General features: G+C 74.2%; 29 protein-coding genes. 9 read left to right on the forward strand and 20 right to left on the reverse strand.

Translation table 11 applies throughout. The features are described from left to right. Window positions 1-15 precede the first annotated feature (15 nt). A complete protein-coding gene (locus AC07BS_RS25270; protein WP_478649373.1) occupies window positions 16-837 on the reverse strand; it encodes a DJ-1/PfpI family protein in 822 nt (273 codons plus the stop codon). Next, the gene (locus AC07BS_RS25275; protein ID WP_478649376.1) at window positions 834-1838 is read right to left on the reverse strand and encodes a GlxA family transcriptional regulator; all 1005 of its coding nucleotides are present in this window, start codon (window positions 1836-1838) and stop codon (window positions 834-836) included. The genes AC07BS_RS25270 and AC07BS_RS25275 overlap by 4 nt, the downstream gene beginning before the upstream one ends. Before the next feature lie 351 nt (window positions 1839-2189). Here AC07BS_RS25275 and AC07BS_RS25280 point away from each other — a divergent pair, with 351 nt between their 5' ends. After that, window positions 2190-2855 carry a neutral zinc metallopeptidase gene (locus tag AC07BS_RS25280; protein ID WP_478649378.1) on the forward strand — a complete coding sequence of 222 codons (666 nt, stop codon included), beginning with the start codon at window positions 2190-2192 and terminating at the stop codon, window positions 2853-2855. A 30-nt stretch (window positions 2856-2885) separates the two neighbouring features. Here the strand turns inward: AC07BS_RS25280 and AC07BS_RS25285 are convergent, their stop codons facing one another. Beyond that, window positions 2886-3218 (reverse strand): hypothetical protein, encoded by a 333-nt coding sequence (locus tag AC07BS_RS25285; protein WP_478934591.1) that lies wholly within the window; start codon window positions 3216-3218, stop codon window positions 2886-2888. 539 nt (window positions 3219-3757) lie between these two features. Between AC07BS_RS25285 and AC07BS_RS25290 the strand changes: the two genes are divergently transcribed. Then, window positions 3758-5164, forward strand: coding sequence for a chloride channel protein (locus AC07BS_RS25290; protein ID WP_478934592.1), 1407 nt, complete (start codon window positions 3758-3760; stop codon window positions 5162-5164). 184 nt (window positions 5165-5348) lie between these two features. After that, entirely contained in the window at window positions 5349-6683 is a 1335-nt protein-coding gene (locus tag AC07BS_RS25295) for a cation:proton antiporter (protein ID WP_478649387.1), read from the forward strand. Window positions 6684-6709: 26 nt separating this feature from the next. Here the strand turns inward: AC07BS_RS25295 and AC07BS_RS25300 are convergent, their stop codons facing one another. From AC07BS_RS25300 to AC07BS_RS25315, 4 genes are all read right to left on the reverse strand, one after another. Continuing rightward, window positions 6710-7195, reverse strand: a complete 486-nt coding sequence (locus AC07BS_RS25300; protein ID WP_478934593.1) for a MarR family winged helix-turn-helix transcriptional regulator — start codon at window positions 7193-7195, stop codon at window positions 6710-6712. Between the two features lie 151 nt (window positions 7196-7346). Further along, window positions 7347-7688 (reverse strand): hypothetical protein, encoded by a 342-nt coding sequence (locus AC07BS_RS25305; RefSeq protein ID WP_478934594.1) that lies wholly within the window; start codon window positions 7686-7688, stop codon window positions 7347-7349. Between the two features lie 141 nt (window positions 7689-7829). Beyond that, window positions 7830-8291, reverse strand: a complete 462-nt coding sequence (locus tag AC07BS_RS25310) for a hypothetical protein (RefSeq protein WP_478934595.1) — start codon at window positions 8289-8291, stop codon at window positions 7830-7832. A gap of 85 nt (window positions 8292-8376) precedes the next feature. Then, entirely contained in the window at window positions 8377-8901 is a 525-nt protein-coding gene (locus tag AC07BS_RS25315; RefSeq protein WP_478934596.1) for a hypothetical protein, read from the reverse strand. A 250-nt stretch (window positions 8902-9151) separates the two neighbouring features. Between AC07BS_RS25315 and AC07BS_RS25320 the strand changes: the two genes are divergently transcribed. After that, entirely contained in the window at window positions 9152-9664 is a 513-nt protein-coding gene (locus AC07BS_RS25320; RefSeq protein ID WP_478649399.1) for an EF-hand domain-containing protein, read from the forward strand. Window positions 9665-9681: 17 nt separating this feature from the next. Here AC07BS_RS25320 and AC07BS_RS25325 read toward each other — a convergent pair whose 3' ends face one another. The 7 genes from AC07BS_RS25325 to AC07BS_RS25355 all read right to left on the reverse strand — a co-directional run bounded on the left by AC07BS_RS25325 (window position 9682) and on the right by AC07BS_RS25355 (window position 14137). Then, window positions 9682-10227, reverse strand: coding sequence for a type 1 glutamine amidotransferase domain-containing protein (locus AC07BS_RS25325; protein WP_478649402.1), 546 nt, complete (start codon window positions 10225-10227; stop codon window positions 9682-9684). A gap of 193 nt (window positions 10228-10420) precedes the next feature. Then, a complete protein-coding gene (locus AC07BS_RS25330; protein ID WP_478934642.1) occupies window positions 10421-12184 on the reverse strand; it encodes a complex I subunit 5 family protein in 1764 nt (587 codons plus the stop codon). Window positions 12185-12189: 5 nt separating this feature from the next. Beyond that, window positions 12190-12534: a sodium:proton antiporter gene (locus AC07BS_RS25335; protein ID WP_478649405.1), complete on the reverse strand. Its 345-nt coding sequence runs from the start codon at window positions 12532-12534 to the stop codon at window positions 12190-12192. Beyond that, window positions 12531-13289, reverse strand: a complete 759-nt coding sequence (locus AC07BS_RS25340; RefSeq protein WP_478934597.1) for an MnhB domain-containing protein — start codon at window positions 13287-13289, stop codon at window positions 12531-12533. Before AC07BS_RS25340 ends, AC07BS_RS25335 begins: the two co-directional genes overlap by 4 nt. Continuing rightward, window positions 13286-13543: a Na(+)/H(+) antiporter subunit B gene (locus AC07BS_RS25345; protein WP_478649409.1), complete on the reverse strand. Its 258-nt coding sequence runs from the start codon at window positions 13541-13543 to the stop codon at window positions 13286-13288. The genes AC07BS_RS25340 and AC07BS_RS25345 overlap by 4 nt, the downstream gene beginning before the upstream one ends. Then, a complete protein-coding gene (locus tag AC07BS_RS25350; protein WP_478934598.1) occupies window positions 13536-13967 on the reverse strand; it encodes an MrpF/PhaF family protein in 432 nt (143 codons plus the stop codon). The genes AC07BS_RS25345 and AC07BS_RS25350 overlap by 8 nt, the downstream gene beginning before the upstream one ends. Then, the gene (locus tag AC07BS_RS25355) at window positions 13964-14137 is read right to left on the reverse strand and encodes a hypothetical protein (RefSeq protein WP_478649415.1); all 174 of its coding nucleotides are present in this window, start codon (window positions 14135-14137) and stop codon (window positions 13964-13966) included. The genes AC07BS_RS25350 and AC07BS_RS25355 overlap by 4 nt, the downstream gene beginning before the upstream one ends. Before the next feature lie 195 nt (window positions 14138-14332). Between AC07BS_RS25355 and AC07BS_RS25360 the strand changes: the two genes are divergently transcribed. The 3 genes from AC07BS_RS25360 to AC07BS_RS25370 all read left to right on the forward strand — a co-directional run bounded on the left by AC07BS_RS25360 (window position 14333) and on the right by AC07BS_RS25370 (window position 19266). Then, complete coding sequence (locus tag AC07BS_RS25360; protein WP_478649417.1) at window positions 14333-15682, forward strand: xylan 1,4-beta-xylosidase; 1350 nt, start codon at window positions 14333-14335, stop codon at window positions 15680-15682. 194 nt (window positions 15683-15876) lie between these two features. Further along, window positions 15877-18663 (forward strand): helix-turn-helix transcriptional regulator, encoded by a 2787-nt coding sequence (locus AC07BS_RS25365; protein ID WP_478649419.1) that lies wholly within the window; start codon window positions 15877-15879, stop codon window positions 18661-18663. Window positions 18664-18702: 39 nt separating this feature from the next. After that, window positions 18703-19266: a sugar O-acetyltransferase gene (locus tag AC07BS_RS25370; protein WP_478934599.1), complete on the forward strand. Its 564-nt coding sequence runs from the start codon at window positions 18703-18705 to the stop codon at window positions 19264-19266. Window positions 19267-19302: 36 nt separating this feature from the next. On the opposite strand, the gene AC07BS_RS25375 is transcribed toward AC07BS_RS25370, so the two are convergent. Beyond that, window positions 19303-19803 (reverse strand): MarR family winged helix-turn-helix transcriptional regulator, encoded by a 501-nt coding sequence (locus AC07BS_RS25375; RefSeq protein WP_478649424.1) that lies wholly within the window; start codon window positions 19801-19803, stop codon window positions 19303-19305. Between the two features lie 138 nt (window positions 19804-19941). On the opposite strand from AC07BS_RS25375, the gene AC07BS_RS25380 reads away from it, so the two are divergent. Both AC07BS_RS25380 and AC07BS_RS25385 read left to right on the forward strand, forming a co-directional pair. Beyond that, window positions 19942-20355 carry an organic hydroperoxide resistance protein gene (locus tag AC07BS_RS25380; RefSeq protein ID WP_478649426.1) on the forward strand — a complete coding sequence of 138 codons (414 nt, stop codon included), beginning with the start codon at window positions 19942-19944 and terminating at the stop codon, window positions 20353-20355. 122 nt (window positions 20356-20477) lie between these two features. Next, the gene (locus AC07BS_RS25385; protein WP_478934600.1) at window positions 20478-21947 is read left to right on the forward strand and encodes an MFS transporter; all 1470 of its coding nucleotides are present in this window, start codon (window positions 20478-20480) and stop codon (window positions 21945-21947) included. Between the two features lie 2 nt (window positions 21948-21949). Here AC07BS_RS25385 and AC07BS_RS25390 read toward each other — a convergent pair whose 3' ends face one another. The 5 genes from AC07BS_RS25390 to AC07BS_RS25410 all read right to left on the reverse strand — a co-directional run bounded on the left by AC07BS_RS25390 (window position 21950) and on the right by AC07BS_RS25410 (window position 25797). Further along, window positions 21950-23509, reverse strand: coding sequence for a multicopper oxidase family protein (locus tag AC07BS_RS25390; RefSeq protein ID WP_478934601.1), 1560 nt, complete (start codon window positions 23507-23509; stop codon window positions 21950-21952). Continuing rightward, on the reverse strand, window positions 23506-23943 hold the full coding sequence (locus AC07BS_RS25395; protein ID WP_478934602.1) for a hypothetical protein: 438 nt from the start codon (window positions 23941-23943) through the stop codon (window positions 23506-23508). Before AC07BS_RS25395 ends, AC07BS_RS25390 begins: the two co-directional genes overlap by 4 nt. Next, window positions 23940-24287, reverse strand: coding sequence for a darcynin family protein (locus AC07BS_RS25400; RefSeq protein ID WP_478934603.1), 348 nt, complete (start codon window positions 24285-24287; stop codon window positions 23940-23942). The genes AC07BS_RS25395 and AC07BS_RS25400 overlap by 4 nt, the downstream gene beginning before the upstream one ends. 73 nt (window positions 24288-24360) lie before the next feature. Continuing rightward, entirely contained in the window at window positions 24361-25584 is a 1224-nt protein-coding gene (locus tag AC07BS_RS25405) for a M20 family metallopeptidase (protein ID WP_478934604.1), read from the reverse strand. A gap of 33 nt (window positions 25585-25617) precedes the next feature. Beyond that, window positions 25618-25797 (reverse strand): hypothetical protein, encoded by a 180-nt coding sequence (locus tag AC07BS_RS25410; protein ID WP_478649443.1) that lies wholly within the window; start codon window positions 25795-25797, stop codon window positions 25618-25620. Window positions 25798-25814 lie beyond the last annotated feature (17 nt).

A 25814-nucleotide genomic window follows, 5' to 3' on the forward strand; every position in this document is an offset into this window, starting at 1 on the left:
CGGCGGTCGCGGCGGTCACGAGGCCGAGTCCGCGAGCAGGCGCAGCGCGAGGGCCTTGAGCTCCGGGTCGGCCTTCGTGGCGTCGCCGGAGTCGAACGGGGGCCGTGGGTCGTATTCGACGGCCAGCTGGAGGGCCTTCGCGGTCGTGTCGCCGGCGATGAGGGAGGCCAGGTACAGGGCCATGTCCAGGCCCGCCGAGACCCCAGCCGCCGTGATGATCTTCCCGGAGCGCACATATCGCTCCGGGCGGTACTCCACGCCGAACTCGGACCGCAGATAGTCGGCCGAGGCCCAGTACGTCGTCGCCCGACGTCCCTTCAGCAGCCCCGCGGCGGCGAGGACGAGGGCGCCGGTGCACACCGAGGTCGTCCAGCGCGTGTGCCGGTCCACGCGCCGGATCCAGCTCAGGAGCGCGGGGTTCTTCATCGCCGCGACCACGCCGCGATCGCCGGCGCCGGGGACGACGAGGACGTCCAGCCGGTCCGTCTCGGCGATCGATCGGTCGGCGACCACGGCGACGTCCCCCGTGTCCGTACGGACCGGCCCCCTGCGTTCCGCGATCATGGTGACCCGGGCCCCCGGCAGCCGGGACAGCACCTCGGCCGGACCGGTGGGGTCCAGCAGGCTGTAACCGTCGTACAGCAGGATGCCGATGTCCAGGCCGGTGCCGCCCGCGTCCGTCCGGGCGGCGGGTGCGGACTCGGTGGACGCGGACTCGGCGTGCGCGTTCTCGGCCTGCGCGGGTCCGGCCTGGGTCAGGCCCGCGGCGGCGAGCGCGGCCGTGGCCGCGGTCCCCCGGAGGACGGTCCTGCGCGTCGTGGGAATCGAATGCCTCATGGCACCCGAGTGTCCTGGTGCGACGGGGGGCCTGGGCGCGGCATGTCCGGCATCCTGCGAATCCTGTCCCCGGTGACGCCATAGTGATCGAGGAACGCCTGCCGGAGCGTCTGTGCCGACCCGAACCCGCAGCGGCGGGCGATGGCGGACAGCGAGAGGGTGCTGGAGCGCACGAGGTGCACGGCCGCCTCCGTACGGGCCGCGCGCACGGCCCGTGCCGGGGTCGTGCCGAGGTGCGTGGTGAACAGCCGCGTCAGGTGCCGGGGGCTCACCCCGGCCCGGGCCGCGAGCGCCGTCGGCGTCAGGTCCTCGGCCAGATGGCCGGCGATGTAGCCGGTGAGGTCCCGCACGAGACGGTCCTCCGGCGGGGGAGCGGCCAGGAACATGCTGATCTGGGCCTGGTCGGCGGGCCGGTGGAGGTAGGAGACGAGTTCGCGGGCGACGGCGCGGGCCAGCGTCGGCCCGTGGTCCTCCTCGATCAGCGACAGCGTCAGGTCGAGCGCGCTGGTGACCCCGGCGGCGGTGTAGACGTGGCCGTCACGGATGTAGAGCGGTCCCACGTCGACGGCCACGGCGGGGTGCCGGGAGGCGAGCCGCTCGCCGTACCCCCAGTGCGTGGTCACCCGCCGGTCGTCCAGCAGGCCCGCGGCGGCGAGGACGAACGTGCCGGTGCACACGGACGCGACGCGCCGGCTGTGCCCGGCGAGCCGCCGGACCTGCGCCAGTAGCCGCTCGTCGGCCGCCGCCTCCGCGTACCCGACCCCGCCCACGACGATCAGCGTGTCCAGCCGGCCGGTCACCGCCGCCAGGTCCCGCCCCGGCCCGAGCACGATCCCGACCGAACTGCGGGCCGTGGGGCGGCCGGTGGTGCCCAGCTCGATGGAGTAGGGCGGGCTGGCACCGTAGCGGTTGGCGATGTCGAGGGCGCCGCTGGGGCAGGCGATGTCGAGGATCTGCGCGTCGTCGTAGGCCACGAGGAGAACGCGCCGCTGATTGTCCATGACAACCGATCCCATCACGTGGACGCGGTGCCAAGCGATCGTGGACGCTCTGCTGACGACACCGGTGCCCCGCCCCGGACATGCTGGGCCCGTGAAGGGGGGAGGACGGCGCACGGGGGTCGTCGTCCTGCTTCCCCCTCCCACCCCACAGCGGCCGGGAAGCGGGAAACAAAGGGAAAGGAATTCCGCTGAACGTGTGTGCGGGGGAGCGTGGCGTCTTTCGAGCTTCCGGCTGCGCATTTCTTCGTATGGGGCCGCGCGTCCGGCGAAGGCTACGGTGATGGGTGTCCGTCTGCCAAAGCTCGGGGGTTGGAGGCAGCCGTGGCCCGATACCGCAATTGCCTTATGGCCGTGACGATATGTCTTCCCTTCGGCCTCACCGGCTGTTCGGACGACGCAGCGGCCGACAAGCCGGTCACCGCCGCCGTCGACAGGCGCGGACCGCAGACCGGCGCCCCGGGTTCCGACACGGCGTGGATGTCGGAGACCCGGGACGCCGTCAACGCCGTGAACGACTTCTGGAAGAAGAACTGGAACACCTACTTCACCGGCTCCTACGCACCACCACGCGTCGCCGGTGCCTATACGGCCGGGAGCCCGGTCGCACCGGCGTGCGCGGGTGAACCGGCGCCTCCCGGCAATGCCTTCTACTGCCCGGCCGGGGATTTCCTCGCCTGGGACGCCAAGCTGATGCGCGACGGATACGCCGAGGGGGACTCCTGGGTCTATCTGGTCATCGCCCATGAATGGGGCCACGCCGTGCAGAACCGGGTCCTGGGCCTGAAGGCCGTGGCCCAGGAACTCCAGGCCGACTGCCTGGCGGGGGCGACCCTCTTCGGCTCCGACGAGCTGCGATTCGAGCCGGGCGACACCGAGGAACTGTCGGCCGCCCTCACCAAGCTCAGCGACGAGACGCCGTGGACCAATTCCAAGGACCACGGCAACGCGCAGGAACGGATCAGCGCGTTCAACCGCGGCGGCCAGGGCGGGGTGAAGGCCTGCCTCCCGGTGCGATAGGGGAGCGGGACACCGCTCCGTATCTCCGTGTCACTCCCAGAGCACCACCTTGAGCGTGATCGATTCCGGCAGGGGCATCGGATCCGCGGAGACCACCGAGAACGCCGCGACCCGCCCCTCGGTGGTGTTGAAGCAGTAGGTGCCGCCCATGCCGTTCCCCCGCCTCGCGTCGATCCAGACGGGCCCCTTGGGGACCTTGGGCGGCAGCCGCTTCTCGCACGCGGAGCGGCTCAGACCGTCGACGTCCCCGGGGATCTCCGCGGCGTGACCGCTGAAGACCACGATCTTGGGCGAGGTCTGGTAATCGCCCCGGAGGTCGTCGTCGACGCCCGCGAGGACGGGATTCCCGGTGTCGAGTTCCATCCCCTCCCGCGACGGCACGTTGAGCGAGAGGGGCAGCGTGACGGGGCCGCGCCACCGCACCTTCGCGGCTGCCGAGGAGGTCCTGCTCGCGATCGGACCGTCGGATGACCTGTCGCCGGACGCCGTCTCGGAGGACGACGCCCGCGTGGTCGGCTGCTGGGTGGGCGTGGGTGTCGAATCGTTCTTCAGCAGCCCCCCCGATGACCGCCGCGGCGATGCCTCCGACCGCTGTGATCACCGCGGCGACGATCACGCCGTTGCGCACCCGGTGCTGCTGCCCTCCCGGAGGCCCCGGGGGTATCGGTACGGGACCTCCCCCCGGACCCGGCTGCCCGTCCCCCGCCCCATGCGCCATGCCAACCCCCGATGGCCGAAGTCCGTGTCTCAAAAGCGTAGTGCCACAGCGGTGCACCGTGGCGGGATCCGACCGAAAAGCCGGTGCGCCCCTGTAAGCGGAGCCGGTCCGCACCTCTTCCGCGGAACGCCCGTGCGGTCCATGCCGGCGTTCGCATAATTGCCAAGCGAACGAGGAGGGGAGCATGAGCGGCACACCCGCTGCGCACTCTGCCGACGCATCCGTCCACCCCCGGCCGCCCCGACGACGCCCGGGCCGCCCCGGCCCGCGCATACCCGACCGAATACGCCGAGCGCCCTGGATCCTCGCCGTTCTCGTACCGCTCACCGGCGCGGGCGCGGGTCTCGGGGCCGTCGCCTTCTGCGCGTTGACCGACGCCCTCACCACGCTGTTCCGCGGCGGCGCCGACCACGTGGACGGTGCCGCCGTCCACCCTCTGCTGCCGGCCCTGGGACCGTACGTCCTCCTCGCCGCGCCCGTCGTCGGCGGACTGCTCTACGGGCCCGTCCTCCACCGCTTCGCACCCGGACCGCGCGGGCACGGCCTGCCCGAGGTGATGCTCGCGGCCTCGCGGCCGGGTGGCCGGATTCCCGTGCGGCGCGCGGCCGTCCGGGCCCTGGCCGCCGCGCTGTGCATCGGCTCCGGCGGGTCGCTCGGCCGCAGCGGTACCGCCGTCCAGATCGGATCGGCCCTCGGCGGACTCCTCGGCCGGCTGACCCGGGCCGGGCAGGAGCACGGCCGCCTGCTGCTGGCCTGCGGCGCGGCCGGCGGGGTCGCCGCGACCTTCAACGCCCCGTTGACCGGCGCCTGCTTCGCGATGGAACTCATCCTGCGCGTCTGCACCGCCGAGCTCTTCGGCGCCGTCGCCCTCGCCGCGCTCACCGCCACGCTCGTCACCCGGCAACTCTTCGACGCGCCGGTCCTCCTTCCGCTGCCGGAGCTGCCCGCCGTCCAGCCGGTCCAGTACGTGTCGCTGCTCCCGCTCGGGGTGGCCGCCGCGGTGGTCAGCGTGCTGTTCGCGTACACCATGTACCGGGTGGAGGACATGTGCGCCTGGGCCTGGCGCGGACCGCGCTGGTTGCAGCCGGCCGTCGGCGGACTCGCCCTGGGCGGGCTGCTGCTGGCGGTGCCGCAGCTCTACGGATCGGGCTATCCCGTGATCAGGGCCGTCATGGGCGACGGGTACCTGCCGGGATTCCTGCTCCTGCTGCTGGCGGGCAAGATCCTCGCCACGAGCGTGACCCTGGGCATAGGAGGGGCGGGCGGCGTGCTCGCGCCCAGCCTCTTCGTCGGTACCGCGCTCGGAGCGGCGTACGGCGGCGCGGCCGCGTCGCTGCTGCCCGCGTCGGCGGTGACGGTCGCGGTGTACGGTCCGGCCGGCATGGCGGCCGTCTTCGCGGGCTGCTCGGGCACCCCGATCACGGCGATCGCGCTCGCCTTCGAGGCCACCGGACAGTACGTCCTGGTGCCACCCGTCGCGCTCACCGTCGTCGTCGCGACGCTCGTCGGCAGGCTGCTGTCCCGGGACACCATCCACACGCTCAAGCTCAGTCGCCGGGGCGTCGTCCTCCCTCCGCCGACCGCCGGATGACCGCCCGACTGTCGCACGAGAACACCGTCATCTCAGCCCCCATGCTTTCGGGTGGGTCACCCGGCATCCCCTCCCGGAACACCCCGAGCCCTCCCTAAGGTGACGAAGCGACGCATATACATGCACTGGGCACGGATATCCGCACACGGCGTCCGCGCACCTGACACGGGGAGGCATCGGGACCTTGCACGGCTCGTCACCCACCACGACGCTGCTCGCCGGCGTGGCCGTCATCCTGCTCACCGGCGTGGCGATCGGCCCGGTCCGGCGGCGGCTGCGCCAGCCGGTCGTCGTCGGCGAGATCGCCGCCGGACTGCTGCTGGGCCCCAGCGTCCTGGGACTGCTGCCCGGGGACGTCTCGGGCATCCTCTTCCCCCAGGAGGTCCGGCCGCACCTGGCCACCATCGCCGACGTGGCCATCGCCCTCTTCATGTTCATCGCCGGCTGGGAGATCGACTTCCAGGCCCTGCGCGGCCGCTTCCGGTCCGTCCTCACCGTGACCGCCACGTCCCTGGCCGTTCCCTTCACCCTGGCCCTGCTCCTCGCCGCCGTCCTCGTCGCGCGGCGCCCCGCCGTCACCGGGCCGGGCGTACCGACCGGCGTCTTCATGACCTTCCTGGGCATCGTCCTGTCCATCGGCGCGCTGTCCGTCCTCATCCGCATCACCACGGAGAACGGACTCCTGCACAGCACCGTCGGTGTGACGGCCACCGCCTGCGGGGCGATCACCGACGCCGCCGCCTGGTGCTCCGTCGCCGCGGTCTTCGCCGCGGCCCGGGGCGGCGACCTCGCGCACTGCCTCCGGTCCCTCGTACAGGTCCTGGCCTACGTCCTCGTCATGGCGTGCGTCGTACGCCCCTTGCTGCGGCGCTTCCTGGGCCGCCACCGCGAGGGCGAACACCCGCTCCCGCTGATCCTCGTGGTCAGCAGCGGCGTGCTGCTGTCGGCGTGCGCCACCGCCTGGATCGGCGTCCACGCCGTGCTCGGCGCCTTCGCCTTCGGCCTGGCCATGCCCCGCGACCTGCCCCCGCACCTGCGCCGCTCCCTCGAAGCGCCGCTGCACCACACGGGCACCCTGCTCATCCCCGTCTTCTTCGCCCTCACCGGGCTCACCGTCGACATCACCCGGCTCGGCGCGGCCGGTGCCGTCGAGATCGCCGGCGCGTTCGTCGTGGCGTGCGCGGGCAAGTTCGCAGGAACGTTTCTTGGCGCACGGCTGATCCGCATGTCCGGCACGGACGCCGCGCTCCTGGCCACGCTCCTCAACACACGGGGACTCAGCGAGGTCGTCATGCTCGGCATCGGTCGCGACGCCGGCATCATCTCCGACGAGGTCTTCACCGCGCTCCTGATCACGGCCCTCCTGGCCACGGCCACCGTCAACCCGCTGGTGCGCCTCCTCACCTCCCGCGGCCGCGCCGGCCGGGCCCTCCTGCCGGCCCAGGCCACCCGGGAGACGCGGGAGACCCAGGAGAAGGGCCCGCGCACGGCGAGCCCCGGGGCGCAGGCGGCCGACTGACCGACAGGTCCCGCGGGGGTACGGGTTCAGGCCGTCGCGGCACCGACGTTGCGCATCATGCGCCGCAGGACCTTGATCGTGGTGGTGTAGTCCGCGTCGTCGATGCCCTCGTGGATGGTGTCGCGCCACGCGGGGGCCTGCTGCTTGAGACCGGCACGTGCCGCGTCGCCGGCCTCGGTGATCCACAGACGCCCCTGGGCGTCACGGGTGACCCAGCCCCGGTCCACCATGACCGTGGCGTCGGCCTCCAGATCGTCCTCGCGCCGGAGGTAGGACTTCATGGCGTCGGCCAGCTCCGGCACGGTCATGCCGTGTCCGTCGACGGAGATGTCGTCCTTCGACAGGTGCCGCAGGATCCAGTACTGAGGCTGCGTGAACCCGAGCTCGGCCTGCCGCTCGCGGATGAACCGGATGATCTCCTCGTAGGCGACCCCGGTCCAGTAGGCGACGGGCTGGGCGGCCAGTTCCTGGTCCTGCTGCTGGTCCTGGCCCTGGTCCTGGGTGTCGTTCATGAGGTTCTCCCCCCCCGTGGGTCGGTCACTGATGGGATCACCGTAGAACCTCAAGCGCGCTTGAGATCAAGAGGACGGAGTCCGAAACCTCACGCCACCGTGGCGTGAGGTTTCCGTCGTCGTCCGCAGGCCGGGAGCGGCCGCGCGGGGCTCAGTAGAACATGAACGTCGGGTACACCCCGTTGAGGTACTGGGTCATGACCTCGCCGGCCCCGATGCCCGCGCCGTTCGCGGTGTTGACCACGTCGTAGACCGAGCCGTAGTTGCCCATCCAGTGCCACGTCTTGGCGGCGGCCTTCACCTCGCCGCAGTTCCTGAGCGTGATGCCTTCCTGGGCGGTGAGAACGGCGTCGGCGGCCGGGGTCTCGCAGGCCGCGCGCGGGGTCCTCGGCGGGACCGGCAGCGGGTCGTCCGCGGCCGCCGCCGGGGCCGCCAGGCCGATCAGCAGGGCGACGGGGGCCGCCGCGAGGGCGTGGGCTCGAAGTCGGTTCATGGTTGACCTCCACGAGGATCAGATGTTCGAGCGATCGGACACCTGGACCCATAACCGTAGGGCGGCCGTCCTCCCAGCGGCTCATCGAGTACGGCCGTACGGGTGACGGGGGTGGGCGTCAGGACGCCGTGGGGGCGCCGGTCAGGGGAGGGGCTCGATCTCCAGCCACCGGTGCCGGCGCGCTCCCCGGTACTCCAGGGCCTGCCAGCCCGCTGCCTCCAGCGCGCGTGCGCAGCGCTGGAGGCCCTCGTGCTGCTCGTAGGCCGCCCCCGTGCCGGGGGCGCCGAGCCATTCGACGCGGACGGTCCCCTCGTGGACGGCGACGCGGTAGCCCGTGGCGCAGGGCTGTCCGTCCTCCCCGGTGGCGGAGGGCGGGATGCCGGCCGCCTCCAGGGCCAGGGCGGCAGCCCGTACGGGCTGCCGGCGTTCCCATTCGGCGGGCACCGACACGTCTCTGCCGGCCGGGGGATTCATCAGGGCGCGGATCTGCCGGAGCCCGTCCATGGCCTGCCGGACGGCGGCCGCGCGCTCGTCGGGACTCCACGGCGACGGCCGCTCGGTGCCGGTGGCCGCCGTGAAGCCCTGTTGTGCGTCGCCGGCCATGGTCGGGTGATCGCCTCCCTCGTGCGGACGGCCGGGCACGCGGCCCGGAGCGATGGGACCGATCATGCCGCCGGAGCCCGGGAATTCACACCCCCAGCTCCACCTGCACCCCGCCGCTGTTGTCCCGTACGCCGGAGGTCAGACACTCCGTGGGCAGCCCGTCGGCCCGCGCGGACACCGTCCGCCGCGCCGGCTGTCCCTCGCCGCGCCCCTGGACGACCTTGCCGGTGAAACGCAGGAGAGCGGTGCCGGCGGCGCGGACCGTGGTGGCCCGGTCGTAGGCGATCAGCGACCGGCGGCCGTCGGCGTACACGATCGTCTCCCTCGCGCGGGCCCCGCCGCCCAGGGCCAGGCACGTCGCGCCCGGTGCCGAGGCGTCGAGGTGGCTCGTGGCCGGGACGGCCCGGCCGGGAGCGACGGCGCAGACGTACCGGGAGTCCGCGCGTACGCGGGTCCGCTGCGGGCTGAGCGTCAACGGCGGGTCGTAGACGGCGTCGCCGCGGCCGGTGCACACGACGCCCCCCGCCCCCGCGTGCCCGCCCCCGTCGGCCCGACCGACCGGCGCCCAGGCCCATGACGAACCCACCAGGACCAGGGCGCTCAACGCCATTCCCGCACCACGACCACCGAGCATCAACGAGCCCTCCACATGTCGTCTCCCCGCGCTGCCGGCCCATGGCTACCCCCGCCTGCCGTGCTTCCCCCGGGCGTCCGGCGGCACCCGCACCGCGTGCGTCGCACCCGTACGCGGGGAACGCGCCTCCGCGCACCGGGCGTCCACGGCGAGCCTTCCGCCGGGACCGGAGGTCCGGCGTGAGGGTGGACAGCCACACCTCGGCTGGAAGGGAAACCAGGAACCGGTGAACGACATCACGGCGAAGCGGCTCGTGTTCACGATGCTGGACGCGGACGGGGACGGGGTCCTGTCGAAGGACGAGTACGACGCGCGGGCCGAGCGCGTGACGGCGGCGACCGGACGGTCCGACGACGACCCCCTCGTCGTGACGGCGCGCACGGCCGGCGCGCGGGCGTGGGCCGCGATGGACGCGGACGGCGACGGGAAGGTGACCTTCGACGAGTACGCGGCCTGGGCCGGGGCCGAGGCCTTCGACGGCGTCTGCGCGCCCGTGCTCGGCTCGCTGTTCGACCTGGCCGACGCCGACCGGGACGGCGCCCTGACCCTGCCGGAGTTCACGGTGCTGCGGACCGCGCTGGGGAACCCGGCCGGCAACGCGGAGGCGGCCTTCGGGACGCTCGACGCCGACGGGGACGGGCGCGTCCGCCGCGACGACTACATCGCGTCGATCCGTGCCCACATCACGGGAGAGGGCTCGCCCATGGGCGAGGCGCTGTACGCCGTCGCGGTCTCCTGACCCCTCCTGGTCCGGCCTCAGCCGCCCGGTGTCCTGCCCAGTGCCTCGGTGAGGGCCGAGCAGAAGGCGCGCAGGTCGCCGGGTTTGCGGCTGGTGATCAAGGAGTTGGGGCCATCCGTGCAGACGACGACCTCCTCGTCGACCCAGGTGCCGCCGGCGTTGCGGATGTCGGTGCGCAGGCTCGGCCAGGAGGTGAGGGTCCGGCCGCGTACGACGTCGGCCTCGACGAGGGTCCAGGGCGCGTGGCAGATGGCGGCGACGGGTTTGCCCGCGGCGAAGAAGGCCTTGGTGAACGCCACGGCGCGTTCGTCCAGGCGGAGGGCGTCGGGGTTGGCGACGCCGCCGGGCAGGACCAGGGCGACGTAGTCGTCCGCCCGGGCGTCGTCCAGGTCCTTGTCGACGGCGAAGGTGTCGGCCTTGTCGAGGTGGTGGAAGGCCTGGACCCGGCCGAGAGCGGTGGAGATCAGCTGCGGGCTGTCGCCCAGGCCCAGCACGGCGTGCCAGGGATCGGTCAGCTCGATCTGTTCGACGCCCTCGGGCGCGGACAGGAATGCGACGCGCATGGCGGTGGAGTCCCTTCGGTCGGGCGGACGGGGAGGGCCCGTGCTGCTACGGGTGACCGCCCGGGCCCGGAAGGAATCCGGCCCACGGGGTTTTCCGCTCGTACGGAGAGCCGGGCTACTCCTTGCGGACGGCGGTTCGTCCGGCCTTCCGGGCCGCCCACGCCGAGCCGGGCGTGGGCGGCCGGCCCACGGGTCACAGGACCAGTGCCGAGAGCAGCCCGATGCCCGCCACCGTCCATGCCACGTAGTCCCCGATGTGTCCCGAGTGCAGCCGGCGCAGCGGCGCGGTCCAGTCGCCGCCCGGCCACGCGGCGCGCACCGCCGCCGCTGCGAGGCCGGCGGCGAGCGCCGCCGACAGCAGCCCGAGGCCGGCGCCGGACCAGGTCCACCAGGCGTACGGTCCCTCGTGCGCCACATGGGCGCCGTCGAGGACGGTGGCGGCGTAGCCCGCGTGGTCGGTGAAGGCCCGCGCGGCGGTGTCGGCGCCGCGGGCCAGGGCGGGGACCACGCCCACCGCCAGCGAGCCCGTGAGCAGCGCCCCGGCCACGGTCACCATCGGCCGTGGCGGGCGGCGCACCGGCCGCTTCGTCTCCGGTTCCTCGTCGCCCCTGGTCTCCGGTGGTGTCGTACGGGGAGGCCGGCCCGCTCCCAGGAAGACGTGGGCGGCCACGCGCAGCACGGCGCCGCCCGTGACCGCCGAGACGAGGAGGAAGAGGAGCGGCAGGAGGGTGGCCTGTTCCTCGGTGAGCGCCTTGCCCAGCGCGATACCGAAGGGCGGCAGCCCGGCGAGGACGAGGCCCCCGAGGGCGAACAGCGCCCCGAGGACGGGCATGTCCCGTCCCCGGCCGTGGAGCTCGCCCTCGTCCACGGTGCCGTGCCGGTCGAGGAGCACCCCGGTGCAGGCGAAGAGGGAGGCCTTCGCGCCGGCGTGCCCCAGCACGTAGAGGCAGACGCCGGCCACGCCCTCCGGGGTCCCGGTGGCGAGGCCGGTGAGGAAGAGCCCGGTGTGGCCGATGGTGGAGAAGGCGAGCAGGCGTTTCACGTGCCGCTGCTGCCAGCACATCACCGCCCCGACCAGGGCGGTGAGCACCCCGAGGACGACGAGGGCCCGCCGGTAGTCCTCCGCCGGGATGCCGCCGGGACCGGCGAAGACGGTCGCGTGGACGCGCGCGACGCCGTAGACCCCCATCTCCACCATCACCCCGGACAGCAGCACGCACACCGGGGTGGGGGCCACCGCGTGGGCGTCCGGCAGCCAGAAGTGGAAGGGTACGGCCGCCGCCTTGACCAGCAGCCCCGTCAGGACCAGCACGAACGCGGCGACGACGAGCGCGTCCCGGCGCGGCGCCGCGTCCAGCTCCCTGCCGACCTGGGCCATGCCGAGCTCCCCCGTACGGGCGTACAGCAGGGCGATGCCGAGCAGCGACGCGTACGCGCCCAGGGAGTTGACGAAGCCGAAGGTGAGGGCGCCCTGCACGGGCTGTGGCTCCTCGACCCGGTAGCCGGTCAGCGCGTAGCCGACGACGCCCATCAGTTCGAAGAACACGAAGGCGTCGAAGAGGTCCCCGGTGAGGGCGAAGCCGCACATGCCGGCCTGGAAGAGCAGGACGAGCGCGGGGAACGCTCCGGGGTGGCCGCGCGGCGGCTCGTCGAAGTACCGCCAGGAGTAGGCCAGCACGGCCACGACGAGCAGGGACGTCAGGGTGGCCAGCCCCAGGCCGACGGGATCGCCGACGAGCACGATCCCGACGCTGTGGCCGTGCTCCGGCACCCAGTCGCCGAGCCAGGTCACCGCTGTCCCCCGGGAGAGGAGGACCGCGGCGAGGCCGGCGGAGGAGGCGGCGGCGAGGCAGCCGAGGCTCTCCGCGACCGGGCGGGGCAGGTGCCGGCCCGTGCCCACCAGCAGGGCGGCGCCGAGCAGCGGCACCACCACGACGAGCGGCAGCAGCCGGTCCATGGGGCTCACCCCCTCAGTTCCTGGAGCGCGTCGGGGTCGGTGGTGCCGTGCCGCTTGGCGGTCTGGACGACGAGGGCGAGCAGCAGCGCGGTCACCGTGGCGCCCACGACGACGTCGGTGAGCGCCAGGGCCTGGACGACGGGGTCCACCACGCGGGCGTCCACCGGTGTGTCGGAGAAGACGGGCGCGGTGCCGCCCCGCCGGTAGCCGACGGCCAGCAGCAGCACGTACGTGGAGGACTGGGCGACCGACAGGCAGCCGACGGCGTGGATGAGGTCGCGGCTGGTGGCCAGGCCGTACACCCCGATCAGGAAGATCCATCCGGCCGTCAGCCAGGGCAGCAGGCTCATGTCGCGCGCGCCGTCCGCGGCCTGTCGCCGCCGCCCTCGATCTCCAGGGCCTGGCGCAGGAAGTGGGCGAGCAGGACGACGACCGCGCACGCGACCTCCATGCCGACGGCGGCGTTGAGCAGGGGGACCGTCCCGCCGGAGGAGAGGGTGTTGAACGTGCCGTACGGCAGGACGTTGGCCAGGTACGCCGAGCCGGCGAGCAGTCCGGCCACGCCGATCAGGACGTACGCGGCCTCGCCCGCCGCGTCCCCGATCTCGAAGAGGCCGACGGGCCGGACGCGCTCCAGGGCCCGGTAGTCGACGCCGACGTAGAGCAGGTGGAAGGCGGTGGCGACGACGACCCCGCCCTGGAAGCCGCCGCCGGGGCTGAGCTGGCCGTGCGCGATCACGTACAGGCCGGTGAGCAGGGTGACCGGCAGGGCGACGAGACCGTAGCGGCGCAGGGCCGGGGGTACGGGGACGGGGCGCGGGGCCTCGCGCCGCTCGTCGCGGGCCTGGCGGAGCAGCACGACCGTGCCGAGGACGGCGGCGAAGAGGATGCTCTCCTCGCCGAGCGTGTCGAGCGCGCGCTGGTCGAAGTTGACGGCGGAGACGGTGTTCGCGGTGTGCCGTCGGAGGGACGCCTCGACCGCGCGGTCGCCGTAGGGATGCCAGGGGCCGCCGAAGGGCGGCAGCTCCAGGAAGGCCGCCACGAGCAGCGCGCCGGTGGCGAGCAGCCCGGCGGCCAGGACCCAGGTGCGCGCGCGGCGGCTCATCCCGGCCGCTTCCCGTGCCGCCGCTGCCGCACCTTGCGCACGGTCAGCAGGATCATCAGCGGTGTGAGGGCCGCTCCGACGCCCAGCTGGGACAGGCCGACGTCGGGTGCCTGGAGCACGGTGAAGGCGAGCGCGAGCCCGAGGCCGAGCAGGGAGAGGAGCACGGCCTGGTGGGCCGGGTCCCGGTTGAGCACGGCGGCCGTCGCGGCCGCCGCCACGAAGAGCAGCGAGACGTCGACGATCAGGTCAGTCATGGCGCACCGCCCGGGTGGTGGCCACGCTCCCGGCGAGCAGCAGCGCGCCGATGACGAGCAGTTTGGCCATGGCCCGGCCGGGGCCGGTCACGACGCACAGCGGGACGAGCGTCGCCGGCACGCCGACCGCGACGACGGGGGTCAGCCACCGCGCGCCGGGCGGGTCCTCCTCCTCGCGGTCGAGGAGGAGGCGGGCGAAGACGAGCGTCCCGGCCGGTCCCAGCACCGAGACGACGAGCGCGAGGTCGACGTACGCCGGCCGCCCGTAGCCCTGCGCCAGCAGCAGGAGGACGAGGCACAGCAGGAGCGTCGCCATGTTCTGGGCGACGATCCGGCGCCCCGCCGTGCCGGACGAGGCGCCCCACAGGCTCGGCCCCAGCCCGCCGACGATCAGCAGGACGGCCGCGGTCAGCCACCCGTTCATCGGTCGGCCGCCCGCCGCGCGCCACGGGCGGCGCAGGCCGCCGCCAGCGCGGCCGCCGCGCCGACGACCAGCTCCAGCGTGTCGACCGAGCTGATGAGCGTGATCCACAACGCGAGGAGCCCGGCCCACCACGCGAGGACCTCTCCCGAGGCCCTGACGACGTTCCCCACGCCCGCTCCACCTCTCTATGACCGTAATGCCCCAGTATCGAACGACGGGGGGCGGCTCCGTCGGGACCGGCGGGGCGTGTCGCCGCACCGGTGGCATCCGGGCGCGCCAACTGCCCTGTCCGGCGCGGGCCGTGCGCCGTGCGTGCGACGGCAACCCGTAGGAAAACCGGACGATCACGGATACTCTTGCCCATCGTGGGGCGCGGCGAGGGGACATGGAAGTCGGCGCTGTCCGGCCTGGGGCGATGGGGCCTGGACGCGCTGTCCGGCGCGCGCGGAGCAGGCGGACGGGACGATCCGCCCGCGACGCACGGCGACGGGGACGACGTCCACCTGGGCATGGGCCTCACCCACACCCGGTACAGCGCGGATCACGGCGCGCCGGACGCCACCCGCCGGGCCGGCGCCCTGCTCGCCGCCCAGCCCATGCCGCAGAACCAGCACCTCATGGGCTGGGGCGCCGAGAACCCCGAACCCTCGCCCGGGCGCTACGACTTCGCGGCGCTCGACGAACGCGTCGCGCTGATGCGTGCCACCGGCGCGACCCCCGTCCTCACCCTGTGCGGCGCCCCGGACTGGATGAAGGGCGGGCGGAAGGGGCGCACCGACTGGTCCCGGCTGGAGGACGCTCCCCACCCCCGGCACTACGCGGACTTCGCGCGGCTCGCGGGCGTGGTGGCGGACCGGTACCCGGACATCCGGCACTTCCTCGTGTGGAACGAGCTGAAGGGCTTCTACGACGAGGACCGGCGCCGCTGGAACCACGAGGGGTACACGGAGCTGTACAACCTCGTCCACGCCGAGCTGAAGCGGCGGAACCCGGAGAACCGCGTCGGCGGCCCCTACGTCGTGGTCGACCACGAACCGCCCGGCGACGAGGACGGCTCACCCGACGTCCGCGGCCCCTGGGGCGCGCTCGACCGGCGCTCCGTCGACGCCGTCCGCTACTGGAACGACCACAAGGAGGGCGCGGACTTCGTCGTCGTGGACGGGGCCAGCTACACCCGTGAGGGCCACCGGACGCTCCCCGACGAGTTCGCCGCCACCGAGAAGTTCGCCGACGTCACCCGCTGGCTCAGGCGCCTCACCGGGCTCCCGGTGTGGTGGGCCGAGTGGTACGTCGAACCGCCCGCCGCCGACGACCGGCCGGGCGGCCGCGACGGCTGGAGCGAGCGGCACCGTACCGCGGTCCAGGCCACCGCGATGATGCGGCTGGCCGCGAGCGGCGCCGCCACCGCCCTCTACTGGAACCCCCAGACGCCCGGCGACGACTGCCCGGGCGGCCTGTGGCGGAGCACCCTGCTGGACGACGGAGGGCACGAGCTGCCCATGGGACGGCTGCTGAGCCGGTTCGCCCGCGCGTTCCCGCCGGGCACCGCCTTCCGCCCGGTCACCGCCTCGGCCGGAGCCGGCGCCAGGATCGAGGTCCTCGCCGGCGGGGGCGGCGTGCTCGTCGTCAACACCGAGCCGCGGCACGTCGAAGCCGCGGTCGACGGCCGGCCCCTGACCCTGGAGCCGTACGAGGTCCGCTGGCTGGACGCCTGAGGGTGGGAAGGCCCGCACGGGGGCTGCTTTGCGCCTGAGAACGACGAGTGGCGGCCACTGACGCCCGACCCGGCCGAGCGGTGGAACGCGGACTACCGGTGCTTCGTCCTGATCACATGGAGAGAAACCACGGATGCGCGGGGGACGTGGGCATCTGTCGAACGACCGGCGAGATGCGGAAGGAAACGGATTCCATGATCTTAGGGCGGGAGCGTGAACAACGGCGGCTGTCCGGACTGGTCCGGGACGCACGGCGGAGACGCAGTGGCTCCCTCGTCCTGCGCGGCCCCGCCGGCATCGGCAAGAGCACCCTGCTGGACGACCTGGCGCGCACCGCCCCCTCCGACGTCCGGGTGCTGCGCGTCGTCGGCGTGGAGAGCGAGGTCGAGCTGCCCTGCGCCGGCCTCCACCAGGTGCTGAGACCTCTCCTGCCCCGACTGGACCGGCTCCCCGAACCCCAGGCCGGGGCGCTGCGCGCGGCGTTCGGGCTGGGCACCGCCCCCGTCGACCGGTTCCTGGTCGCCCTGGCCGGGCTGACCCTGCTGTCGGACGCCGCCGAGGAGGCGCCGGTGCTCGTGCTCGTGGACGACGCGCACTGGCTGGACCCGGCCTCCGCCGAAGCCCTGATCTTCATCGCGCGGCGGCTGGAGGCGGAGGGCCTGGCCATCGTCTTCGCCGCCCGCGACACCTGCGGGCGCTTCGACGCGACCGGCCTGCCCGAACTCGTCCTGGGACCGCTGCTCGCCGACGCGGCCGAGGACCTCCTGACCCGTACGGCGCCCGACGCCGCCCGCGCCGTACGGAACCGCCTCCTGCGCGAGGCCGAGGGAAACCCCCTCGCCCTGCGCGAACTGCCCGCCGCGCTCACCGACGACCAGCTCCGGGGCGGCTCCCCCCTGCCCGAGCACCTCGCCCTCAACGCCCGCCTCCAGCAGATCTACCTGGGCCGTACGAGCCGGCTCTCCGGCCGGCGGAGCGACGCCCTGCTGCTGGCGGCGATCGAGAGCGACGGGGACCTCGCCGCGATCCTCGCGGCCGCCGCCGACCGGGACACGGCCACCGCCGACCTCTACGCCGCCGCCGCGGCCGGGCTGATCGACCTGGACGAGCAGCGCGTGCGCTTCCGCCACCCGCTGGTCCGCTCCGCCGTCCACCAGTCCGCCCCGCTCCCCGCGCGCCACGCCGCCCACCGGGCGCTGGCCCGGGTGCTGGACGAGGACGACGAACGCCGGGTGTGGCACCTGGCGGCCGCCACCATGGGCACCGACGACACCGTGGCCGGACTCCTCGCGGCCTGGGCGGACCGCTCGCGCCGGGCCGGGGGCGTGGCGAGCGCCGGCCACGCGCTGCGCCGCGCCGCCGCGTTCGCCACCTCGCCCCGGGTGCGGGCGCGCTGGCTCATCGACGCCGCCGCCTGCGCCTGGGAGGCCTCCGAACCTGCCCAGGCCCTCGCCCTGCTCGACGAGGCCGAGTCCCTGGCCCCGGAACCAGCCCTGCGCGCCCGCTCGGCAAGGGTGCGCGGCGCCGTCATCCACGCCAGCAGCAACCCCGCGGCCGCCTGCCGCACCCTCCTGGACGGCGCCCGCCTCGTCCTGGACAGCGACGCCTGCCTGGCCGAGGAGATGCTGGTGATGGCGGCACGCTCCGCGTGGGTGGCGAACCGCCCGGAGGAGCTGGGGAGGATCGCCGCGCTGCTGGAGCGGACCGGCTCGGCCACGAGCTGGGTCCCGGACCACTTCCGCGCCCAACTGCGCTACCTGGGCGGCCTGTCGTCCGGCGAGGCGCCCCGCGCCGGCGCCCGGACCCACGACCCGGGGACGGCCGACGACCGGGCTCCGCTCTGGCACCGCCTCGCCCACGCCCAGCCGTGGATGTGGCCGCCGGGGTTCCTGCCCCACCTGATGGGCGACACCGAGACCACCCTGGAGACCTTCCAGCGCGCGACCGCCGACCTGCGCCGCAACGGCGCGGTGGGCGCCCTCCCGCTGTCGGTGCTGCCCCTCGTCTCGCTCCAGCTCATCACCGGGCAGTGGACCGCCGCGACCGCCAACGCCACCGAGGCGCTCCTGCCCGCCGACGAGACCGGCCAGCTCGCCGCCGCCGCCCACCTGCGCGCCATGCTCGCCTGGATCGCGGCCGTGCGCGGCGAGCGCGACCGGTGCACCGAACTGGCGGAGGCGGCCCTCGACGTCGCCGCCCCGCGCCGCATCGCGTCCACCATGGCCCTCGCGCACTGGGCCCTGGGCCTGAACGCCTTGGCCGAGGGCAAGGCCGCGGCGGCCGCCCGGCTGCTGAGCGAGGCCACCACGCCCGGCGCCCCCGCGGAACACTTCATGATGAGCTGGCTCGTCCTGCCCGACCTTGTCGAGGCCTCCGTGCGCGCCGGGCGGACGGACGACGCCCGCTCGGCCCTGGAACAGTTCGAACGCGGTGCCGCGCCGGCCGGCGTCCCGGCCCTCCACGCCGCGTGGCGGCGCTGCCGGGCGCTCCTCGCCCCCGACGACGAGGCCGACGACCTCTTCGCGGCGGCCCTGGACACCGAGGCGCCGTCGGGATTCGAGGCCGGCCGCACCCACCTGCTCCACGGGGAACGCCTCCGCCGGGCCCGCCGCATCAAGCCCGCGCGGGAGCACCTCCACCGGGCCCTGCGCCTCTTCACGGCCGCCGGCGCCCGGCCCTGGGCGGACATGGCGCTCGCCGAACTGCGGGCCGCGGGCGAGCAGGTGGAGGAACCGGCCGCGGGATCCGGGGACGGCGGGCACCGGCTCACGCCCCGGGAGGCGCAGATCGTGCGCCTCGCCGCCCGCGGGATGAGCAACAGCGACATCGCCGCGCAGCTGTTCCTCAGCCCCCGCACCGTGGGCTACCACCTGTACAAGGTGTTCCCCAAGCTCGGCGTCACCTCACGGCACCAACTGCGCGCGATGCCGCCGGACGTGCCGGGGGAGCCGTCCTCGCTCCGCGTCCGACCGGTCGTTTGACTGATACCGCTCCGATCGATCGTCAAGGAGGCTTGTGCCGTGGAAATCGACGAGTTGAGGAGCCGGGTGGCCCGTGGGGAGCCCTACCGGGCCGACGACCCCGCCCTGAGGCACCACCACGAACGCTGTGCCGCCCTGCTGGAACGGTTCAACGCCACGACCATGGACGACCAGGAGGAGAGAGACACCGTCCTCCGGGAGCTGCTGGGGAGCGTGGGGCCGGGCGTCCGCCTGACGCCGAGATTCCGTTGCGAGTTCGGGGTCTTCATCGAGATCGGCGAACGCTCCCGGATCAACTTCGACGCGGTCTTCCTCGACCGTGCGCCGATCTCCGTCGGGGCCGGGGTCCGAATGGGTCCCCGGTGCCGGCTGTACACGGCCGGCGCTCCCCACGCCGCCGGGCCGCGACCCGGCACGCAGGGGGGCGCGAAGCCCATCCGGATCGAGGACGGCGTGTGGCTCGGCGGAGGCGTGACCGTCCTCCCGGGCGTCACCATCGGCGCCCATACGATCGTCACCGCCGGCAGCGTCGTCGCCGAGGACCTTCCGGCGAACGTCCTCGCCGAGGGCGATCCGGCGCGCGTGGTCCGGGAGCTGGACTGAACGGTCGCCGGCGGGGCCGGCGTACCGCCGCGCGGGTCAGTCGCAGGGTGGCGTGCCGTCCAGGGCCGCGCCGTCGAGCGCGAGGGTCAGCTTCTCCACGAGAGCGCGCAGGTCGGCGGCCTCCTGGGCGGTGAACCCGGTGGCGGCGGCGATCCGGACCGGTACGAGCGCCGCCTCCTCGCGCAGCTCCGCGCCGGCCGGCGTGAGACGGACGAGAACCGAGCGCTCGTCCCGCGCGCTGCGCTCGCGGTGCACGAGCCCGGCCGCCTCCAGACGCTTGAGGAGCGGGGAGAGCGTCCCGGAGTCCAGGCGCAGGAGCTCGCCCAGCCGCTTCACCGGCAGCTCGGAGTGCTCCCAGAGGGCCAGCATGACCAGGTACTGGGGGTACGTGAGGCCGAGGTCCTTCAGGAGCGTGCGGTAGACGGAGCCGAACGCGCGGGAGGCGGCGTTCAGGGAGAAGCACAGCTGCCGGTCCAGGCGGAGGTAGTCCTCGGGGGGCGTGCTCCCGCGCGGGGCGGTCGGCGGCTGCTTCGTCATGGACACCAGGATAGCTCGGCGGGCATTTAATTGCGCACAACTTAATTGCGTACTACTGTGGTGGTCGTCGGGCGGCCCGCACAGGCGGCCGCCGTGATCTCCAACCGCCGTGATCCTCGATCGAGAGGGATGGTCCCCATGGAAACCCTGTACACCGCCGTCGCCACCGCCACCCACGGCCGCGAGGGCCGCGCCGTCAGCTCCGACGGCCGCCTCGACGTCGGCCTCGCCCTCCCCGTGGCGATGGGCGGCAACGGCGAGGGCACCAACCCCGAGCAGCTCTTCGCCGCCGGCTACGCGGCCTGCTTCGCCAGCGCCCTCGGCCTGGTCGGCCGGCACGCCAAGGTCGACCTCTCCGACGCCGCGGTGACCGCCGAGGTCGGCATCGGCAAGGAGGGCGAGGGCTTCGGGCTGGCGGTCACGCTCCGCGTGGAGCTCCCCGACACGCTCGACGCCGCGACGGGCCGCAAGCTCGTCGAGCAGGCCCACCAGGTCTGCCCCTACTCCAACGCCACCCGCGGCAACGTCCCCGTCGAGCTCGTCGTCGAGTGACGCACCGGCCCCGCGTGCCGTCGCCGTCGGGCGCGCCGTCGTCGTAGCCGTGGGGCACACTCGTGCTCGACCCACCCCTCGCACGGGCGGCCACCGGGAGCCCGGGAGACCCCGGGAGAGCTATGCCCGCACCCAGCCCCGAACCCGCCACCGGCGGTGGTGGACGCGCCGGCCTCGTCCTGGCCGTCTCCTGCACGGGGCTGTTCCTCGTCGGCGTCGACCTCACGGCCCTCACCATCGCGCTGCCCGCGATGGAACGGGAACTCGACGCGTCGGTCACCGGGATGCAGTGGGTGCTGGACTCCTACAACCTCGTCCTGGCCTCGTTCATGCCCCTCGCGGGATCGATCGCCGACCGGTTCGGGCACCGCGGGGTCTTCCTGTGGGGGTTCGTGCTCTTCGGCGGCGCGTCGGCGCTGTGCGCCCTGGCGCCCGCCACGGAGTACCTCGTCGCCTTCCGGGCCCTGCAGGCCCTGGGCGCGGCCGCGCTCGGACCGCCGTCCCTGGCACTGGTCACGCACGCGTACCCCGACGACAAGCTCCGGGCCCGGGCCATCGGCGTGTGGACGAGCGGGTACGGGCTGGGCATGGCCCTGGGCCCGGTGCTCAGCGGCGCGCTGGTCGGCGGCGTCGGCTGGCGCTGGGTCTTCTGGGTCAACGTCCCCGTCTGCGTCGCCCTGATGGCCGTGACCTTCCGCTGCGTCCCGCGCTCGCGCGCCGCGGCTCCCCGGCGGCTGGACCCGGCCGGCCAGCTGCTGATCACGCTGTTCCTGGTCACCCTCACCTACGCGGTCATCGAGAGCCCCCACCGGGGCGCGGACTCGCCGGCGGTCCTCGCCTGCGTGGCGACGGCCCTCGTCGCCCTGGCCGGCTTCGTCGTGCGGGAGCGCCGGGCGGCGTCGCCCCTGATCGACCTGATGTTCTTCCGCAGCTGCCCGTTCAGCGGGGCGGTGGCCATCGCGCTGTGCGCGTACGCGGCCTACGGCGGATTCCTCTTCACCAGCGCGCTGTACCTCCAGAACGTCCGGGGGTTCTCCCCGCTGCACGCGGGGCTGCTCATGCTGCCGGTGGCGGCGATGAACGCGATCTGCGGGCCCGTCGCCGGACGCCTGGAGAGCAGGTTCGGCCCGCGCCCGCCGCTCGTCGCGGCCGGCGTGGCCATCGCCCTGAGCGGGCTGGTCCTGGCCCTGTCCGCCGCCTCCACCGCCCAGGCCCCGCTGCTCGGCGGCTTCGTGCTCATCGGGATCGGCACCGGGCTGGTCCTGCCGCCCGTCCTGGGCCTCGCCGTCTCGGGGATGTCGCGGGCCCAGGCCGGGCTCGCCGCGGCCATCGCCCCGACCGGCGGCCGCATGGGCTACGCCCTGGGGGTCGCCGTCATCGGCGCGGTGCTGGCGGCCGGGCTGCGCAACGCGACCCACCCCGGGACGGCGGCGTTCGCCGAGGCCGTCCGCCCCGCGTGGTGGATCGTCATGGGCTGCGGGGTGCTGGTGTTCCTGCTGGGCCTCCTGGTCACCACGCGCTGGGCACGGGACACGGCGGGACGGGCGGGACGGCTGCTCGGGGGGCGGACCGCGAGCCGTGCGCCTCGCTGAAACTAGACGACCTGGAAATTGCCCATCATGGCCATGTCCTCGTGTTCGAGGTTGTGGCAGTGCAGCATGTAGCGCCCCTTGTACCCGTCGAACCGCACCAGGACCTCCACCACCTCGTACGGGCGGACGTCCACGGTGTCCTTCCAGCCCGCGTCCGTGGCGGCCGGCGGCCTACCGCCCCGGGCGACGACCTGGAACCGGCCCAGGTGCACATGCACCGGATGGTGGAAGTCGCTGCTGAAGCGCCACCGCTCGACAGTGCCCAGGCGTGGCGACGCCAGCACGGTGTCGGTACGGAACGGCTTGCCGTTGACGGTCCACATCGGCCGGTCCTCTTCCGCCTCGGTCCGGCGGAAGTCGAAGACCCGCACCGGCATCGCCGCGCTCGGCGCGAGCGTCTCGAAGGAGGCGGCGAGACGGGCCGGGACGCGGCTGTCGTCCCTGCCCTTGCGGACGACGTGGAAGCGCATGACGTCGCTCATGCCACCGCCGGCCGCCTCGTTGCGCAGGGTGATCCGGCTGCCGACGGGAAAGGCGGCGAAGTCGACGAGGACGTCGCACCGTTCGCCCGGCGCCATGGCGATCGCGTCGAGCGGCCGGGGCGAGGCCAGCAGGCCGCCGTCGCTGCCGATCTGGACGAACCGCCCGCTCCCGCCCCCTCCGGCCGACAAGCGGAGCGTGTAGCGGCGGGCGTTGGCGGCGTTGAGGAAACGGAAGCGGTAGCGGGTGGCGGACACCTCCAGGACGGGCCAGGGCGCGCCGTTGACGAGCTGGACGTCACCGAGGACCCCGTCGGGGAAGGCGTCGTGACCGTGGGCCGGGTAGCGGAAGGAGCCGTCCTCCTCGAAGGAGCGGTCGCACAGCATCAGCGGGATGTCGCGGTCGCCGCCGGGCAGCGGGAGCCGGGCCTCCTCCTCGTCGCCGACGAGGAAGAAGCCGGCCAGGCCGCGCCAGACCTGCGGCGCGCTGAAGTCCATGCGGTGGTCGTGGTACCAGAGCGTCGCGGCCCGCTGCGGCAGCGGGTATTCATAGCTCCGGTAGCCCACGGCCACCCGTCCGTCGTGGCCGGCCGCCATGCCACTGTGCTCCTGGTGCGCCTGACGCGCCTGGGCGGGGGAGCAGCGGACGGGGAGGAGCAGATCGGTGGGGTAGCCGTCGGACTCCGGCGGGGTGACGCCGCCGTGGAGGTGCGTCACCGTCGGGACGGTGAGGTTGTTGCGTACCCGCAGCACGGTCCGGCGCCCCGAGCGGGCGGCGAAGGTCGGGCCCGGGAAGATCCCGTCGTACCCCCACACCGTCGTCCGGCGCCCCGGCAGGATCTCGACGCGGGCCTCGCGCTGCTCGACCTCGTAGACGTCGGCGCCGCCCTCGGCGCGCACCGGCCGGGCCACCGGCGGTACGGGCAGCGGGACACCGAACGGCTCGGGCAGCGGCCCGGCGCTGGCCAGGACCCGGCCGGTCGACGCGCCGGCGAGCCGGGACCAGCCCGCCGCGCCCACCGTCACCGCCGCGCCGGCCGCCGCCGTCAGTCCCAGGAACCCGCGCCGGCTCGGGCGCCTCACTCGGCCACTCCCGCCACGGGCCGTGCCGCCTGCCGTACGGCAGGCGCGCGATGGGTGAACGCCCAGTACGCCAGGACCGTCGCGCAGCCGAAGACGGCCATCCCCAGCGGGATGTGGCCCGCCAGCACACGGGCCTCGCCGAGCCCCTGCTGCACGCTCACCAGCGCCACCAGCGCCGCGCTCGCCGCCGCGAGCCGGCCCGGGGCGCGCAGACTCCGCCACATCACCAGCGCCGCCACCGTCTCGACGACGGTCAGGGCGCTGAGCACGGTGGCGTTCGCCGCGTGCCAGGCCAGCAGGTCGAGGTCCCCGGTGACGAACAGCCCGGCCAGGGCCGCCTGGACGAGCGTGTCCAGGAGCACGAGCACGGCCGCGACGCGCAGCAGCCGTACGGGCCACCGGCGCTCGTATCCCTCTCCCTCCCGAGTGCTCACCGGGAACCGGCCGCGTCGCGCAGGGCCCGCTCGTACGCCTGGAAGCCGTCCTCGACGCCCAGGAAGATCTCGCCGAAGGTCAGATAGCCCTCGGCGATGACCGGCGTGTCGCGCAGGGCCTCGACGAGGAAGTAGTACGCGCCCAGGTCCTCGGTCTCCAGGACGGCGAAGTCCGAGAAGCGGCCGTTGAACGCCTCGGCGTCGAAGAAACGGGCCCTCACCCGGTCCGCGTGGGCGGCGAAGACCGGCTCCAGGTGCTCCGCGCGCATCGCGTCGCGCTGCTCGCGGGAGAGCGCCAGCCAGCGTGGGGTGACGGTGTAGGTGAGGACGATGCCGTAGCGCAAGGGAGCTCCCCGGGGACGATTGCTAACGCTGTTAACTTTCGAGGAGAAGGTAAAGTTATAGGTGTTAACTTTGTCAAGTGCCGTGGGGGCGGGGGCCGTGGCGCGTGGCTCGGCCGGCCCCGAGCAGGCCGAGCACCGCCCGGCGGTAGACGGCGTGAACCCGTGGGAGGTCGGCGATCCGCGCGCGTTCGTCCACACCGTGGAGGCCCTCGTACGAGACGCCGAATCCGGCGGTGGCCGGGATGCCCTCGGCGGCCAGCAGGTTGCCGATGTTCGACGGGCCGGCCGTCTTCGTCCGGACCGTCAGGCCTTCCCGGGCGGCGGCCTCCAGCAGGGCTGCGGCCGGCTGTTCGTGGGGCGCGAGGCGGAAGGGAGGCCAGTCGGCCACGGGAGTGACCTCGGTCGGGCGGGGGCCGGGCAGTTCGGCGTCGAGCCTGGCCGCCGCCGTACGGACGAGGGCCCCGGCCTCGCGGGAGCCGAAGCCGGGCGTCGTCCGTACGTCGACGTGGAGTTCGCAGCGCCCCGGCGTGACGGAGAAGCCCTGGCCGCCGTGGAAGGCGGTGACCGACAGCTTGGGCGGGAGCGGAAATCCCTCCGGACCGTCCCCGGCGGCCCCGGGCAGGGGTGCCGCGTCCAGGAGGCGTACGAGGCGGGCGCCGCGCGACACGGCGCCCACGACCTCGCGGCGCGCCCCCGAGTGTCCGGACTGGGCGTGCACCGTGACGACGGCCCGCCACAGGCCCCGTCCGCCGACCACGAGTTCCCTGAGCCCCGGGTAGCCGATCATCACTCCGGCCGGGCGGGCCGCCGCCGGATCGGACAGGTAGGCGCGGGCGCCGCCGAAGCCGCCGGTGTGCTCGTCGACGTCCAGGAGCACCGCCAGGCCGCCGCGGAGGCCGGCGGCACGGGCGTGGAGACCGGCGGCGAGGTGGCAGAACAGGGAGGCGGCGAGTTTGCTGTCGGCCGCCCCGCGGCCGCGCAGCCAGCCGTCCACGACATCCGCCGCCGTCGGCGGGAACGACCACGCCGCCTCGTCCCCGAACGCAGCGGTGTCCACGCACGCGTCCAGGGCCCACCAGGGGCCGGGACGGGCCCCGGCGACCTCCACCAGGAGGCCGACCGTCGCACCCGTGCCGTCGCGCAGGCGGCGGTGCGGCAGCGAACGGTCCGTCAGCCACGCCTCCAGCACCCCCAGGACGGGACCGTAGTCGTCGACCCCGCCCCGGCTGGGCAGCCGGATCAGCTCCCGGGCCAGCCCGATCACGGACGCCGCGTCACCCTCGTCGTTCCCGCCCATGCGCGCCAGTGTGCCGGGGCCCGGCGCCCCGCGTCAGCGCCTCTCCTCCTCGGCGAGGGCGCTCCGTACCTCCTTGCCGGCCTCGTCGAGCTGCTCGGGCGTCCGCTCGCGGAGCGCCTTGTCGCGGTCGGCCCTCGGCAGCCCGCTCAGGAAGAACCTGGCGTTGTCGGAGAGCTGTTTCTGCTGACGCTTGTCGTCCTTGTTCTCGGCCACGGGGACGTCGTCCTTCC

The organism is Streptomyces sp. NPDC044063 (genome assembly GCF_056434285.1).

What these genes read in the sequence shown, in the direction of transcription:
- AC07BS_RS25270 (WP_478649373.1), bottom strand. Translation starts at nt 837, where the DNA reads ATGAGGCATTCGATTCCCACGACGCGCAGGACCGTCCTCCGGGGGACC.
- AC07BS_RS25275 (WP_478649376.1), bottom strand. Translation starts at nt 1,838, where the DNA reads ATGGACAATCAGCGGCGCGTTCTCCTCGTGGCCTACGACGACGCGCAG.
- AC07BS_RS25285 (WP_478934591.1), bottom strand. Translation starts at nt 3,218, where the DNA reads ATGGAACTCGACACCGGGAATCCCGTCCTCGCGGGCGTCGACGACGAC.
- AC07BS_RS25290 (WP_478934592.1), top strand. Translation starts at nt 3,758, where the DNA reads ATGAGCGGCACACCCGCTGCGCACTCTGCCGACGCATCCGTCCACCCC.
- AC07BS_RS25300 (WP_478934593.1), bottom strand. Translation starts at nt 7,195, where the DNA reads ATGAACGACACCCAGGACCAGGGCCAGGACCAGCAGCAGGACCAGGAA.
- AC07BS_RS25305 (WP_478934594.1), bottom strand. Translation starts at nt 7,688, where the DNA reads ATGAACCGACTTCGAGCCCACGCCCTCGCGGCGGCCCCCGTCGCCCTG.
- AC07BS_RS25310 (WP_478934595.1), bottom strand. Translation starts at nt 8,291, where the DNA reads ATGGCCGGCGACGCACAACAGGGCTTCACGGCGGCCACCGGCACCGAG.
- AC07BS_RS25315 (WP_478934596.1), bottom strand. Translation starts at nt 8,901, where the DNA reads ATGGCGTTGAGCGCCCTGGTCCTGGTGGGTTCGTCATGGGCCTGGGCG.
- AC07BS_RS25325 (WP_478649402.1), bottom strand. Translation starts at nt 10,227, where the DNA reads ATGCGCGTCGCATTCCTGTCCGCGCCCGAGGGCGTCGAACAGATCGAG.
- AC07BS_RS25330 (WP_478934642.1), bottom strand. Translation starts at nt 12,184, where the DNA reads ATGGACCGGCTGCTGCCGCTCGTCGTGGTGGTGCCGCTGCTCGGCGCC.
- AC07BS_RS25335 (WP_478649405.1), bottom strand. Translation starts at nt 12,534, where the DNA reads ATGAGCCTGCTGCCCTGGCTGACGGCCGGATGGATCTTCCTGATCGGG.
- AC07BS_RS25340 (WP_478934597.1), bottom strand. Translation starts at nt 13,289, where the DNA reads ATGAGCCGCCGCGCGCGCACCTGGGTCCTGGCCGCCGGGCTGCTCGCC.
- AC07BS_RS25345 (WP_478649409.1), bottom strand. Translation starts at nt 13,543, where the DNA reads ATGACTGACCTGATCGTCGACGTCTCGCTGCTCTTCGTGGCGGCGGCC.
- AC07BS_RS25350 (WP_478934598.1), bottom strand. Translation starts at nt 13,967, where the DNA reads ATGAACGGGTGGCTGACCGCGGCCGTCCTGCTGATCGTCGGCGGGCTG.
- AC07BS_RS25365 (WP_478649419.1), top strand. Translation starts at nt 15,877, where the DNA reads ATGATCTTAGGGCGGGAGCGTGAACAACGGCGGCTGTCCGGACTGGTC.
- AC07BS_RS25375 (WP_478649424.1), bottom strand. Translation starts at nt 19,803, where the DNA reads ATGACGAAGCAGCCGCCGACCGCCCCGCGCGGGAGCACGCCCCCCGAG.
- AC07BS_RS25380 (WP_478649426.1), top strand. Translation starts at nt 19,942, where the DNA reads ATGGAAACCCTGTACACCGCCGTCGCCACCGCCACCCACGGCCGCGAG.
- AC07BS_RS25385 (WP_478934600.1), top strand. Translation starts at nt 20,478, where the DNA reads ATGCCCGCACCCAGCCCCGAACCCGCCACCGGCGGTGGTGGACGCGCC.
- AC07BS_RS25405 (WP_478934604.1), bottom strand. Translation starts at nt 25,584, where the DNA reads ATGGGCGGGAACGACGAGGGTGACGCGGCGTCCGTGATCGGGCTGGCC.